The sequence below is a fragment of the Defluviicoccus vanus genome, from assembly GCF_014672695.1.
GTDB classification, from domain to species: Bacteria; Pseudomonadota; Alphaproteobacteria; order Rhodospirillales; family Defluviicoccaceae; genus Defluviicoccus; species Defluviicoccus vanus.
Genome location: NZ_CP053923.1, coordinates 4,076,446 through 4,090,331, shown reverse-complemented (window position 1 = coordinate 4,090,331; position 13,886 = coordinate 4,076,446). Strand labels below are relative to the sequence as shown.

General features: G+C 62.1%; 13 protein-coding genes and 1 pseudogene. 9 read left to right on the top strand and 5 right to left on the bottom strand.

From position 1 onward, the window contains the following. Window positions 1-115: 115 nt before the first annotated feature. Window positions 116-1,912 carry an alkaline phosphatase family protein gene (locus HQ394_RS18680; RefSeq protein ID WP_190261448.1) on the top strand — a complete coding sequence of 599 codons (1,797 nt, stop codon included), beginning with the start codon at window positions 116-118 and terminating at the stop codon, window positions 1,910-1,912. A gap of 65 nt (window positions 1,913-1,977) precedes the next feature. Here the strand turns inward: HQ394_RS18680 and argC are convergent, their stop codons facing one another. From argC to rplM, 3 genes are all read right to left on the bottom strand, one after another. Then, on the bottom strand, window positions 1,978-3,042 hold the full coding sequence (gene argC, locus HQ394_RS18675; RefSeq protein WP_190261447.1) for an N-acetyl-gamma-glutamyl-phosphate reductase: 1,065 nt from the start codon (window positions 3,040-3,042) through the stop codon (window positions 1,978-1,980). 69 nt (window positions 3,043-3,111) lie between these two features. After that, on the bottom strand, window positions 3,112-3,594 hold the full coding sequence (gene rpsI, locus HQ394_RS18670; protein ID WP_190261446.1) for a 30S ribosomal protein S9: 483 nt from the start codon (window positions 3,592-3,594) through the stop codon (window positions 3,112-3,114). Between the two features lie 8 nt (window positions 3,595-3,602). Then, window positions 3,603-4,061: a 50S ribosomal protein L13 gene (gene rplM, locus HQ394_RS18665; RefSeq protein WP_190261445.1), complete on the bottom strand. Its 459-nt coding sequence runs from the start codon at window positions 4,059-4,061 to the stop codon at window positions 3,603-3,605. 262 nt (window positions 4,062-4,323) lie between these two features. Here rplM and HQ394_RS18660 point away from each other — a divergent pair, with 262 nt between their 5' ends. The 7 genes from HQ394_RS18660 (at window position 4,324) to HQ394_RS18630 (ending at window position 9,254) form a co-directional block, all read left to right on the top strand. After that, a complete protein-coding gene (locus tag HQ394_RS18660; protein ID WP_190261444.1) occupies window positions 4,324-4,800 on the top strand; it encodes a bacteriohemerythrin in 477 nt (158 codons plus the stop codon). Window positions 4,801-4,846: 46 nt separating this feature from the next. Then, window positions 4,847-5,659, top strand: a complete 813-nt coding sequence (locus HQ394_RS18655) for an enoyl-CoA hydratase (RefSeq protein WP_190261443.1) — start codon at window positions 4,847-4,849, stop codon at window positions 5,657-5,659. Window positions 5,660-5,664: 5 nt separating this feature from the next. Beyond that, the gene (locus HQ394_RS18650; RefSeq protein ID WP_190263416.1) at window positions 5,665-6,129 is read left to right on the top strand and encodes a CoA-binding protein; all 465 of its coding nucleotides are present in this window, start codon (window positions 5,665-5,667) and stop codon (window positions 6,127-6,129) included. Window positions 6,130-6,408: 279 nt separating this feature from the next. Further along, window positions 6,409-6,846 carry a helix-turn-helix domain-containing protein gene (locus HQ394_RS18645; RefSeq protein ID WP_190261442.1) on the top strand — a complete coding sequence of 146 codons (438 nt, stop codon included), beginning with the start codon at window positions 6,409-6,411 and terminating at the stop codon, window positions 6,844-6,846. Window positions 6,847-7,077: 231 nt separating this feature from the next. Then, window positions 7,078-8,340, top strand: a complete 1,263-nt coding sequence (locus tag HQ394_RS18640; protein ID WP_456151652.1) for a nucleoside recognition domain-containing protein — start codon at window positions 7,078-7,080, stop codon at window positions 8,338-8,340. A 150-nt stretch (window positions 8,341-8,490) separates the two neighbouring features. Then, window positions 8,491-8,697, top strand: coding sequence for a hypothetical protein (locus HQ394_RS18635; protein ID WP_190261440.1), 207 nt, complete (start codon window positions 8,491-8,493; stop codon window positions 8,695-8,697). 161 nt (window positions 8,698-8,858) lie between these two features. Then, on the top strand, window positions 8,859-9,254 hold the full coding sequence (locus HQ394_RS18630) for a hypothetical protein (RefSeq protein WP_190261439.1): 396 nt from the start codon (window positions 8,859-8,861) through the stop codon (window positions 9,252-9,254). 42 nt (window positions 9,255-9,296) lie between these two features. Here HQ394_RS18630 and HQ394_RS18625 read toward each other — a convergent pair whose 3' ends face one another. Beyond that, window positions 9,297-9,761 carry a hypothetical protein gene (locus HQ394_RS18625; protein WP_223291725.1) on the bottom strand — a complete coding sequence of 155 codons (465 nt, stop codon included), beginning with the start codon at window positions 9,759-9,761 and terminating at the stop codon, window positions 9,297-9,299. Between the two features lie 369 nt (window positions 9,762-10,130). Here HQ394_RS18625 and HQ394_RS18620 point away from each other — a divergent pair, with 369 nt between their 5' ends. Then, window positions 10,131-12,026, top strand: coding sequence for an ABC-F family ATP-binding cassette domain-containing protein (locus HQ394_RS18620; RefSeq protein ID WP_190261437.1), 1,896 nt, complete (start codon window positions 10,131-10,133; stop codon window positions 12,024-12,026). A 347-nt stretch (window positions 12,027-12,373) separates the two neighbouring features. On the opposite strand, the pseudogene HQ394_RS18615 reads toward HQ394_RS18620, so the two are convergent. Beyond that, window positions 12,374-13,736, bottom strand: a pseudogene (locus HQ394_RS18615) (IS1182 family transposase). Between the last annotated feature and the right edge of the window lie 150 nt (window positions 13,737-13,886).

Below are 13,886 nucleotides of genomic sequence, written 5' to 3'. Positions count from 1 at the left end.
TTGCTGCGTTACTGCAGCATTGCCTGGAGGGGAAGGTCGCAGTTTTCTTGCGGTGCTGGGGTATCTATTTCGTCCAGATACGATGTGCTTCGCACATTCGTGAAGGAGTTTCAGGATGCGATTGCTTAGCCCCGTTTGCCTTTCGGCGGCGTTGCTCGCCGCTGTTTCACCCTGTGCTATCGCGTTTGCCGCCACGACGACACCAATTAAACACGTGATCATTGTTGTCGGTGAAAATCACACCTTCGACAATCTGTTTGGCACCTATCAGCCGCTGCCGGGACAGACCATTGACAATCTCTTGAGCAAGGGCATCGTCAACGCTGATGGGTCCCCCGGCCCAAATTTTGCCCTCGCCGCGCAGAACTACGGCAAGGACACGCTCAAGTATAAGGCGAAGACGCAGACGGCCGGGACCTACGACACACTGCCTCAGCCCTATACCACCTATGGCATCGGCCTGCCGCAGGGTGTTCCCGACACCCGGTTCCCGGCCAACCTGCCAAACGGTCCCTACCAGATCAGCTGGTATGTGCCTTACGCCGCCTACACTGGCGATCCCGTCCATCGCTTCTTTCAAATGTGGCAGGACGTGGATGGCGGCAAGTTGGACAAGTTTGTCTGGGTCGAGGAGACCATCGGCACCGGCTCCAACGGCAGCNCCTCCCCGGCAGGCGGCTTCAATCCGCAAGAAGGCGCAATCTCCATGGGGTTCTACAACATGAACCCTTACGTCGACGCGGCGGGGAAGCCGCATCACGCGGATGCGCTGACTTTCAGGCGATTGGCTGACCGTTTCGCCATCAGCGACAATTACCATCAGGCGATCATGGGTGGCACCGGTGCAAATTTCCAGGCACTGGTTTCAGGTGATGCCGCTTTTTTCACCAATCCGGACGGTTCCGCAGGTGTTCCTTATGGCAACCAGATCGAGAATCCCAACCCGGTAAAAGGAACGAACAACTACTACAAGCAAGACGGCTACAGCGGCGGCTCGTACGTCAATTGTTCCGACAACGGGGCTGCTGGCGTCGCCGGCGTGAAGGAGCAGTTGCAGGCGCAGCATGTCAGCAACGCCAACTGCGCGCCGGGGCACTACTATCTAGTCAACAACTACAACATGTATTGGAACGAGGACGGGACAACCAAGACGCTGGGCTCGGACAAATTTGTCCTGCCGCCACAGACCATTCCGACGATCGCCAACGTCATGACCGCGCACAACGTCTCGTGGAAATACTACTCGGCCGACCGCGGCGACGATACGACCGTCTTCGCCACCAACGTCAATGGCGTGCCGCTGCTGTTTCATTCCTATTGCGGCATCTGCGATCCGCTGACGGGTTATGCCAGCATCATGACCACCAAGCAGGCGACGAACCTGCAGAACTACGGCGCATTTCTCAATGACCTGCAGCAAGGTACGTTGCCGGCGGTGTCGTTCGTCCGGCCATTCGAAGCACTGGCCGGTCATCCCGCCGATTCAACTACAGACCAGTACGAGCGATTCATCAGCGATCTGATCGATCAGGTAAAGAAAAACCAGAGTATTTGGAGTGATACCGCAATCTTCATCACCACTGACGAAGGCGGCGGCTACTATGATTCAGGGTATATTCAGGCGCTTGACTTCTTCGGTGATGGCACTCGTATTCCGTTGATCGTCGTCTCCCCCTATAGCAAAGCGGGTTATGTCGACCACACCTATTACGACCACGTCTCACTGCTGAAGTTCATCGAGGCGAATTGGCAATTGCCGACGATATCCAACCGCAGCCGCGACAACCTGCCGAACCCGGTCGAGAGTTCCAAAAACCCCTACGCTCCGGTCAACGGGCCGGCGATCGGTGATCTGATGAACCTGTTCGATTTTTCGGCACCGCGACCGCACCCGCTGCCGCCGCGCGCCTAGTCGCAAACGACCTGACCGACTGCACCGGCCGGCTTCATGTCGGCCGGCTTTTTTGTTCCACGCGGCTAAGGGAAAATTGGCGCCTGCGCGAGGCCCATGGTCTCCGGCAGGCCGCAGACGACGTTCATGTTCTGCACCGCCTGTCCGGACGCACCTTTGACCAGATTGTCGATCACCGACAGCAAGATGGCGCGGCCTGGCAACCGATCGGCGAACACGCCGATGCGACACTGGTTGGAGCCCCGAACGTGACGCGTCGCCGGAACAGTTCCGGCGGCGAGAACCTTGACGAAGGGCTCGCCCTGGTAACGGGTGGCGAGCGTCGCCCGCAGATCGTCGGCCGATGCGCCCTTGGCGAGACGGACATAGATGCTGGAGAGAATGCCGCGGTTCATCGGCATCAGATGCGGGGTGAAGTTCACCTTGATCGCCCGTCCGGCAGCAAGCGAGAGCCCCTGCTCGATCTCCGGCGCATGGCGATGCGACGCCACACCATAGGCATGGATCCCCTCCGCCACCTCGGCGTAAAGCGATCCTTCCTTGGCGGCGCGACCGGCACCGCTGACGCCGGACTTGGCATCGATGATCACCTCGTCAGCCTCAATCAGACCAGCCTCGACGAGCGGGATCAGCGGCAACAACGAGGAAGTGGGATAGCAACCGGGACAGGCAATGATCCGCGCCGCCTTGACGCGATCACGCATCAGTTCGGTCAGCCCGTAAACGGCCTCGGCCTGCAGCGCTGGGCTCTGGTGCGGCAAGCCGTACCATTCGCTGTAGACCGCAGGATCGGCGAAGCGGAAATCGGGCGACAGGTCGATGGCCTTCACCTGTGGTGGCAAGGCAGCGATCACCGGCTGGGAGGCCCCATGCGGCAGACCGAAGAAGGCGATATCGATGCCTTCCCAATCGACGTTGTCCACTGCCACCAGGGGCGGCAACGCCCCCTCCCCGCCCGCGCCGGCAAGATGCGGAAACACCGCGTCAAGCGTATTGCCCGCCTTTCGGTCGGCGGTCAGGGCAACGACGCGGGCGGCGGGGTGACAAACGAGAAGCCGCACCAGTTCCGCACCGGTATAGCCGCTGGCGCCAACGATGGCGACGCGAAGCCGGTTCGCGTCGTCGGTCATCGCATTTCTCCGCATAAGTTGTCGCGCCACCCTCGCCGATGCGGGACGTGGACGCGAGGATGTTAGGACTTAGCGCTTCGAGAACTGGAAGCTGCGACGTGCCTTGGCACGACCGTACTTCTTACGTTCGACGACGCGTGAATCGCGGGTCAGGAAGCCGCCTGACTTTAGTGCGCCGCGCAGAGCCGGCTCGTAGCGGACCAACGCCCGACTGATGCCGTGCCGCAGCGCACCCGCCTGGCCCGACAGACCGCCGCCGTTGACGCTGCAGGAAACGTCGTACTGGCCAAGGCGGTTGGTAACAGTGAATGGCTGATTGATAATCATCCGTAGCGTCGGCCGGGCGAAGAAGACGCTCACATCGCGGCCGTTGACGAGAATCGTTCCCCGTCCCGGCTTGATCCAGACGCGGGCGACCGCATCCTTGCGTCGGCCGGTGGCGTAGGCGCGGTTGAAGGCATCGATCTCCGGCTGGGCCGCGGACGTCTCCTCAACTACCGCCCCACCCGTCATCTTTTTCAGTTCGTCGAACGCTCCAGTGGGTTCGGCCATCGGTTCGTCTACCTCTTGTTCTTGGCGTTGATCGCCGCCAGGTCCACACTCACCGGCTGCTGCGCTGCATGCGGATGGCTCGGCCCTTTATAGACGTGGAGCTTGCGCATCTGCTGTCGACCGAGCGGTCCGCGGGTGATCATCCGCTCGACTGCCTTGACGATAACGCGCTCCGGGTACCGCCCGTCCAGGATCTGCGCCATGGTCCGCTCTTTGATGCCACCCGGATGACCGGTGTGCCAATAGAAGACCTTGTCGCTGCGTTTGCGACCGGTGAGCTTCACTTTCTCGGCGTTGACCACGACCAGGTGGTCACCGCAATCCATGTGTGGCGTAAAGGTCGGCTTGTGCTTGCCACGCAAGCGCATCGCCACATACACCGCGAGCCGACCGAGAACCACGCCCTCGGCGTCGATCACATACCAGTCGCGATTGATGTCCGCGGGGCGTGCGGAATAGGTCCTCATGGGGTCCTCGGATGTCGACTAAATACCATCCCGCAGCGAACACGAATGCGAACGCCGGGAGGGGAGATGTAGGCGAAGTCGTTGATCTCTGTCAACCGGTGCGGAAAATCCGCCTGGTTCAAGCGGTTCCTGCTCGCATTTCTTCTCGATTTGCTAAAATGATACGAAGATCAAGCCGAACGGTTTGATGGAGGAGATACGCAGTGCCGACCTCGTCCGCCAAACCGTGCGCACGAACCACTGGCCAACGTTGGAAACCCCTATGCCATTGATTGAATGGACGCCTGAGTTCAGCGTCGACGTCGAATCCCTCGACACCGACCACAAAGTTCTGATCAGCTTGCTCAACCAGTTAAGCGAAGCGATCACCGCCGGCGAACCGCGGAGCACCGTGCATCGTGTTCTCGATGCGTTGCTGGACTACACCATCTACCACTTCGGGCGCGAGGAATCGCTCATGCGCGCCTGCTCGTATCCCGATTATGAAAGCCATGTCCGAACGCACGCAACGCTGCGGGCGCAGGTTGCCGATATCCGCGATCGCTACGTGCGCAATCCAGAATCGATTCACTCCCGCGAGGTTCTTGCCTTCCTCAAGACGTGGTTGACGACGCATATCGTTGGTCGCGACCACCTCTATGTTCCGTTCATGGCCAAGCAGCGGGATGTGGTCGATGAGGCGGACCGCAACTTCGGGATGACCAGCGAAGCCAAGGCGACGGCGGCGATCGCCGGCTAGACAACGCAGCGATCGTGATTGCCGCGGTGGAACATAGGGTAAAGCGATGACAGCAGCAGTGGACTCGGCCGCCGCCAGTACCAGTAACGTTCTTGTCCACCTGGGCAACGACGGTATCGCCCGGCTCACCCTCAACCGTCCCGAGAAGTACAACACCCTTTCGGTGGCGTTGATGGCGGAGTTGCAGGACACTTTGGATCAACTCAGCATCAACCGCAGCGTTCGGGTGGTGATTCTCGCCGGCAGCGGCAAGGCCTATTCCGCCGGCCACGATCTCGCCGAGTTACAGGCATGTCCGAGTAAGGACGAGGCAGCCGCCCTCTTCGCCCGCTGTTCGCAACTGATGCTGGCGGTGACCAGGCTGCCGCAGCCGGTGATTGCCTGCGTCAACGGCACCTGCACCGCTGCTGGCACCCAACTGGTCGCCGCCTGCGATCTGGCGGTAGCAACAGACACCGCGCGGTTTGCCGTCTCCGGAATCAATCTCGGCCTCTTCTGCTCGACACCGATGGTGGCACTGACACGGAACATCCCGCGCAAGGCGGCGATGGAGATGCTGCTGACCGGTGAATTCATCGACGCGGCAACGGCACTACGGCTGGGCTTGCTCAATCGCGTCGCCGCCGAGGCCGAGCTCGATGCCGTGACCGAGGCGCTGGCGGTCCGCATCGCCCGCCAGTCGCCGGCGGCGATCGCGCTCGGCAAGCAACTGTTCTACCGACAGATCGAAGCCGGTATCGAGGCTGCCTACAGTCTTGCCACCGAAACGATGGCGCGCAACCTGGTTGGCGAGGATGCTCGCGCCGGCATCGAGGCGTTCATCGCCAAGCGACCGATGCCCGAATGGTCGGAAGGTTAGCACGGGTGCCGATCGTCGATGATGATGCGGGACTGGCGCGCATCCTAGCCGAGACGCGAACGATCGCCTTGGTCGGTGCGTCGCCGCATCCGTGGCGCGATTCGCACGCGATAATGGCGTACCTGCAGCAGCAGGGATTTCGCGTCATCCCGGTCAATCCAAATGCACGCGACACTCGTATCCTGGGGGAATCCGTCTTTGATGATCTCGCATCGATCGACGTCCCGGCAGAGATGGTCAACGTGTTTCGCAATAGCGACCGGGCAGCCGAGGCGATCGATGCAGCGATCGCGAGCAAGAACACGCTGGGCGTGCGCAGCGTATGGTTGCAGCTGGGCGTGCGCAACGCCGCAGCGACAGAGCGTGCCTGCAATGCGGGGCTGGAAATGATCGTCGATCGTTGCATCAAGATTGAACATCGTCGCTTACGCCAGCGAAGCAGCGCCAAGGATACGTCAGGTCGGCAATAACGTACGCCGGCGCACATCTTGCGGCGTGCTTCAGGATAAATAGTGCCTGACCTAAATGGGTGGGAGACCAAGGACAAGCGCGATTAGCGTCGTGTTCTTATAGCGCTCGATTTTCCTCCGAATCGTGTGTACAAGATCAAGTCTGATCGAATCAAATGAGGTCGCTCGCCTGTGCAGCCAAGCTGATCATTGTTCCCTTTCCGGATTGGCCGTGCTACGACTGTAGAAACGACGTGGGCGTCTAGACAAACTGGTACAACTTAATATAACCTCACTGATATGAAAAGAATGGTAATCGACGATAGTCCGGATNCAATCGACCGCCATGTGGGCACGCGCATTCGTGGGCGGCGTGTTGGCTTGCGCGTCAGCCAAACAAAGTTGGGGCAAGCGATTGGCGTTACATTTCAGCAGATTCAGAAATACGAGAGCGGAACAAACCGGGTTGGCGCCAGCAACCTGTTTAAGATTTCGAAGGCACTTGGGGTGGATGTCTCCTTCTTCTTTGAAGGCGTGAATAACGAACCATCCATGGAGGCAGCCATTGCTAATAGTGGTCTGTCCGATGTTGCGCCGCAGCCGTTCGAAGTCAACCCGATGAATTCGCGAGAGGCGTTCGAACTGATGCATAACTATTTTCGCATTGGCGATCCGACCATCCGCAAGCGCCTTTTTCAGTTGGTTCGTATCCTCGCCCACTCGGAAACCGAGAACTAAAGCTGTTTTCGTCTACCCTTGAGCGGGGTTCATATTGTGGTCCATCGGCGCTAGCATAGGTTGATCGGTCTCGATCACTTCTCAAAGACACTCCCCCTCGTTCCCCCAACGGATGGCGTTCGCCGTTCGAGCACAATCAGCGCCGTGAACAGCCTCCTCGCCCTCTTCGTCCTCGTTGCCTTCGCTGTCTCCGCTTTTCGGCAGCTGCGCGAATCGGGCGGCGTCGATGTGATGCTGCAACTGAGTCAGGCGATTGTTGACGAGGCGGGGCACGCGGTCAGCGTCGCCTTCGGCCTGATCGGCGTGTTGGCATTGTTTCTCGGCATTATGAAGGTGGCGGAGGCCGGTGGGCTGCTGCGCCTGCTCACCCGCCTTCTGTGGCGACCGATGTTGCGGTTGTTTCCGGAGGTGCCGCCCGAGCATCCGGCGATGGGTGCCATGATCATGAACATCGCCGCCAACATGCTCGGCCTCGGCAACGCGGCGACGCCGTTCGGCTTGAAGGCAATGCAGGCGCTCGATCAGCTGAACCCGGTCAAGGGGACCGCCACCACCANNGCCCNNATGGTGCTGTTTCTTGCCATCAACACCGCCAACGTCACCTTGTTGCCCACCAGCGTTATCGCCCTCCGCGCGGCCGCCGGCTCGGCCGACCCGGCCGGGGTGACCGTAACGACGCTGTTCGCCACCACCTGTTCGACCATCGTCGCCATCATCGTCGCCCGGTTGGGCGATCGTCTGTGGCCTGCAACCGCGCCCGCCGCAGCAACAACGCCAGCTTTGCCCTCGCCGCCGGCAAGCGGGCCGAGGCCTCAGGATCCGGTCGGGTTTGGCGCCACCGCGCCCGCAGACGGCGAAGCGCCCACCGAGATCATGGCGTCCACCCAGGCCGGCTATGCGGCATGGGTTGTGTGGCTTTCGGCGNCGGCGATGCTGGCGCTGATGCCGTTGCTGATCATTTTCGGCCGCGATTTCGGCTCCTGGCTTATCCCGGGTTTGATAACTGCGCTTGTCGCCTTCGGCGTCTGCCGCCGCGTCGCCGTCTATGAAGCGCTGGTTGAGGGCGCGCGCGAAGGCTTCGATGTGGCGGTCCGCATCATTCCCTATCTGGTGGCGATCCTCGTCGCCATTGGGATGGTGCGCGCCAGTGGCGCCCTCGATGGCATGATGCAATTGCTCTCGCCACTGACCGAAGCCCTCGGAGTGCCGCCGCAAGCGCTGCTGATGACGGTGCTGCGCAGCCTCTCCGGTTCCGGTGCCTACGCCTACCTCGCAACCATCCTCAACGACCCGGCGGTGGGACCGGACAGCTTTACCGGCTACCTCGTCAGCACCATTCAGGGCTCGACCGAGACCACGTTCTATGTCCTGTCGGTCTACTGCGGCGCCGCCGGCATCCGGCGGATGCGTCACGCCCTGCTTGCCGGCTTGCTCGCCGATCTGGCCGGCCTGATCGCGGCGGTGTTCATCTGCCGTACGCTCTACGGCAGCTAGCTCTACTAGTAGATATTGGCCGCAGATTGTTTTTGCAGTACTCCCGTAATACGGGTATATTGAGAATATTTTTCTTGTATTAGATGTGCCCCATGGATACTCTCTTACCGTGAAGCGGTGACGCTTCACTCGCGCTTCAGGAGACGTTCCATGGCAACAAGCATCACGATCAGCACCCAGCGTTACGAGCGCATTTTCGGTCGCAAGCCGCAGGGCTTCGGCCTCTGGTACTTCCAGTTTCCCGGCGGCCGCGTCTTTACTCATCTGGGATTCTACGCTGCCGCAAGTCAGGCCGCGACCGACCACGCGCACGCTATTCGCTGCTGCATGCCGCTGCTGATCCAGGTGTCGGCGTGAGTGCGTTGGCGATGCGGCATTGGCGCGACACCCCTGTTTGGGGTATATGACTTGACCTAGGCGCAAAATCCATATATTCTCATTTTGTTCCTATTTTGACGATCTTTTGTTCGATGCTTTACGGACCGCACAAGCGGCCATCTGGCTATAGGAGACCCGCGATGATGACGCCTACTCCGGCCGAACGTGCCCTCTACACAGATCTGACCGCGCTGCTGATGCGGATGCAAGGCGAGTCCATGGGGCTGGTGGAAGCGGCGATTGAAGAGCGTTTCCAGGCCTTCGTGCACACTCAGCAGCCAGGTGGCTGTGGCCGACTGGAGATCACCCAGTCCTACACGGTACATGACGACGCCGAACCGTGGACGGAATACCGCACCGAATACCGCATTGGCGCGATGGTGCCGCCGCCTTCGACGCTGGCGTCATGCAAGAAGCCGGCGGCGATTCCCAACGAATGCACGCACGCCGGCAGCAACATCGTTCCCTTTCCACGCGCCTGCGCCCGCAAGCGGACGATAACCGCCACCGATGTGGCTCGGCCGAGAGGCTTCTAGATACGCCGGCTTGCCCCGCCGAGCCTGTCTGCACATTATCTACTATGGAAATGCGTGCTCAGCCTCCACCGTCTTACCGATGGCGGGAACCAGCATCGGCACCATGGTCTCGACAATCGGCAAGGGATCCTGCGGTGGCAGCGCCGCCGTGACGCTGCCACGCCACAGCGGCGTCTGGCCTGCCACACCGAGCACGAAGCTGAGCGCATAGTTTGACAGACCGGTTGTTGCAGCATGCCGCAACTGCAGGTTCACCTGCGGCGCAACGTCCTTGAATTCGGCCATATTCGGCCCCGTATTCAACTCGTCGGACAAATCCCCGTTCTCTTCGGCTGCATCCTCATCAGCTGCCTCTTCCGCGCCGGCTTCCGTTGACAATTGCGTCGCATAGACCAGTTGCAGCGCCGCCTGGGAATCAACGGCATAGCCCTGAGCCGTGAGTGCGCGCTCGATCGTTGGCTGCAGCCGGATGTCACTTTCGGTGAAATCCTGCGCGACCACCTGCAACGGCGTTCCCATCGGCAGCGTTGACGCCCCGACGCCACGCACATGCGCCACCCAGGCATCATCAGCAGTGGCAAATGACGCGCTGAGGAGGCAAGCGAAGGCAAAAAAACACCGACACCACAGCGCGCTTGCCGCGGCTGTGGACGGTAGGGGTAGCGCTGGCGTTTTGGCACGCATGCCGGCTGAACGGATGGCTGCATGATCGATACCTGAGTTGCGAACCGAGGAAAGGCGCCTGATCGGCCATGTCGTCCTGCCGCCGGCCTCCCTACCCTAGCGTAACCTGACCGGGGAGGGAATCTCGTCGCGGCCCAGGGCTGCGCACGCGAGTGCTCGCCGCTCCCGCCCGAGCGTGGTAAACCCGCCCCCATGCTACGCATCGAAAAACTGACCTATCGCGTCGGGCCGCGGGTGTTGTTCGACGAGGCTGAGGCGACAGTGAACACCGGCCACCGCGTCGGACTGATCGGCCGTAATGGCAGCGGCAAGACGACGCTGCTACGGATGATCGATGGCTCCCTCGAAGCACACGAGGGTCGCATCCACGTGCCTCGGCGCTGGCGAGTCGGCATCACCAGCCAGGAAGCACCGTCGGGAACGCAGAACCTGATCTCTACGGTGCTCGCCGCCGACCGGGAACTGGCTGAACTGCAAGCCGAGGCAGAAATCGCCACCGATCCGCATCGCATCGCCGAGATTCACCTCCGCTTGCAGGAGAAACACGCACATTCCGCCGAGGCACGCGCCGCCCGCCTGCTCGCCGGTCTCGGCTTTAACGAGGCGGCGCAACAACGGGCCTGCGACGAGTTCTCCGGCGGCTGGCGGATGCGGGTGGCGTTGGCGGGGCTGCTGTTCACCGAACCGGACCTGCTGCTGCTGGATGAACCCACCAACCATCTCGATCTGGAGGCGGCGCTGTGGTTGGAGGACTATCTGCGCGACTATCCCGGCACCGTGATCCTGGTCAGCCACGACCGCGGACTGCTGAACCGGGCGGTGGACGAAATTCTGCATCTGGAAGGCGGCAAACTGACCCGCTACCAGGGAGGCTACGATCGCTTCGAGGAGGTCCGCCGCATGCAGGCGGAGGTGAACGCCAAGCTCCGCGTTCGCCAGGAGACGCAGCGGCAGCACATTCGCAGCTTCGTCGAACGATTCCGCTATACGGCATCAAAGGCGCGCCAGGCGCAATCGCGCCTGAAGATGCTCGACCGGCTGCAGCCCATTCCGGAACTGCGTGAGGAGGAGCCGATCACCTTCGCCTTTCCCGACCCGGAACCACTCGCGTCGCCGCTATATTCCGCCGAAGCGGTAAGTCTCGGTTACGATGGCCGACCGGTGCTACGCGACCTCTCGTTCCGGCTCGACGCCGACGATCGCATCGGCCTGCTTGGTGCCAACGGCAACGGCAAATCGACCCTGCTCAAGCTGCTCGCCGGCCGACTTGCACCGCTGGCGGGAGAAATCCGCAAGTCGAGCAAACTGCGCATCGGCTATTTTGCCCAGCATCAGGCGGAAGAACTGGATCTGGAGGCCAATCCGGTGCTTGCCCTGTCGCGCCGGCGACCGCGGGACGTCGAAACACAATTGCGCGCACATCTCGGACGGTTTGGCTTTTCGCAGGAGCGCGCCGAAACCAAAATCGCCAACCTGTCGGGTGGTGAAAAGGCGCGCCTGCTGTTCGCGCTGATGAGTGCCGAGCGCCCGCATATTCTGCTGCTGGACGAACCCACCAATCACCTCGATATCCTCTCGCGTCAGGCGCTGGTGCAGGCGCTGAACGGTTTTGCCGGCACCACCGTCATCGTCAGCCACGATCCGCACGTCCTGGCGCTGACCGCCGACCGGCTGTGGCTGGTTGACGGCGGGCGAAGCGTTCCCTTCGACGGCGACCTGGACGAATACCGGACACTGTGTGCATCCGGTAGCGGCAGTGCGACCGCGAAGCCGGCAGGCAACGACCGCGGCACGCCGAGCAAAAAGGAGGCGCGACGGCTGAGCGCCGAGCGGCGCAACGCTTTGGCGCCGCTGCGGCGTCAGGTGCTTGAGGCCGAGGCAATGGTCGCCCGTCTGGAAGCGGAGAAGACGAATATGCGCGACGCCCTGGCCGATCCGGCACTCTATCAGGGGGATGGACGACGCGCGGCTGACCTGCGTCGGCAATACGCTCAGCTCGAAAAATCGATCGCCACCGCCGAAGAAACATGGTTCAGCCGGCAACAGGCCTTCGAGGAGGCGGAAGCGGAGCTGTCGCAAGGTGACTGAGTGCGGGTGATCGAAGGAGGGCTGTGCGGACGGACGGTGTTCGCCGAAAGCAGGGTCCTCCCGGGAGCTTTTCGCTGCCTACGTGGTCGTTGCCAGGAAGGGCGGCGCGCACTTTCTTGATGCGTCGGCGATCGTCTCCACCAGTCCCGCGGATGGAACGCATCGAGATCCAGCCGAGGCGCAGAGTCTGGCGCTGGCGCTTGCGATTAAAGCCATTCTAGCAGCCTGTCGGACTTGCGTCTCGGGCGTCGCCGGACCTGCGTAGGGATCGGTGCGTCGGCGCCTCTGTCAGCGCCATTTTGGGCGGTGCGGTCGCGCTGGCGCGCCTGCGGAACTGGCCGCGCAGGCTAGACGGCGCGGCTGAGGGCGAACATCCGCTTCAGGTTCCATGCCATGGTCACAAGCCTCCACTCGCCACGGGCGGCATTGAGCCCGCGCAGCAGGAACTGCCGGAACCCCAGCACGGACTTGATGATGCCAAAACACTGGCTCGGGCGTCTGCTTGCGCAGGGCGTAGAGCGCGCGGCCCTGCGGCGTGCGCAGCCGATACGCCATCGCCTGAACCGGGGTGGGGTCTTCGGGCGCCGGTGGCGCCGCAGCGAAGCGCTCTTGCAGGCTGAGATGATGCGCCTCGCGACCAAGTGCGATCAGCGGTTCGATCCCGCCGGCCACACAGGCCTGCACATTCGCCTCGCTGAAGTAGCCATTGTCCGCCAACAGCATGTCCGGCCTGCCGAGCACGTCCGGCAGAGTGCCGATCTTGTCCAGCATGGGTGTAAGCTGCTGCTTGTCGTTGGGCGCCTGCACCACGTCGGCGACCACCACCAGCAGACTGCCCGCCGCCACCGCCGCCTGCGCATTGTAGCACTGCTCAAAACCGCCGCCCGCCACCGCCATGATGCGGCTTTCCTCGTCGGTCAGATTGATCTGATCCGTGGGCAGCGGCGTCGCCACCGGCGGCTTCGGCTCACGGCCCGTGGGCTTCTTGCCGGTGGCCGCTGCCTTGGCGTCCCGTGCTGCGAGTTTCGCCTGATGGTCTGCCTGCTCCCGTTCGAAGCGTTCCTTCGCGCGGGCCTCGATCTTCGCCCGGGCCTCGGCGAGCCTGGACAACCGTTCCTCACGTCGCGCCAGTTCGTCGGGGATCGACATGCCGTCAGCGATGTCCACCTGGTCCGCCGCTTCTGCCTTGGCCATGAGATCGGCCACTTCGGCCTGCAGTTGGGCCTCCAGCTTGCCCGCATGGTCATAGGACAGCGCGCTGTGCCGGCTGGCATTGGCGTGGACCTTGGTCCCGTCGAGCCCGACCGTTCCCAGCTTCAGCACGCCCATCTCGCGCGCGAGCACCAGCACCTGGACGAACAGCTTCTCGATCTGCGGCAGAAAGCGTCGGCGGAACGCGGCGATGGTGTCATGGTCCGGATGATCGTTCGCCGCGATGAAGCGGAACGCCACGCTGTCATAGGTCGCCCGCTCCAGCTTGCGGCTGGAGAACACCCCGGTGGCGTAGCCGTAGATCAGAATGCCCAGCAGAAGGCTGGGGTGGTAGGACGCTTCCCCAGAGCCACGGTAGCTGCCGGTCATCGGCCGCAGATCCAGCCCCGCGATCACCTCCACCACGAACCGCGCCAAGTGCCGCTGCGGAAGCCACTCGTCCACCGACGGCGGCATCAGAAATCCGCTGTCGCGGTCGATCGGGCGGAAGTTGCTCATGCCGAAGAGGTCCGGGCCGGGGGCGTGAATCCATGCCCGGATTCTATAACCCACAGCTCCGCCTCGCGTTAAGTCCGACAGGCTGCTAGCACCACTGCTTTGCACGTAATCCCCAGCCGCCGCCAACGCACAGGCGACACGTCAAACCCG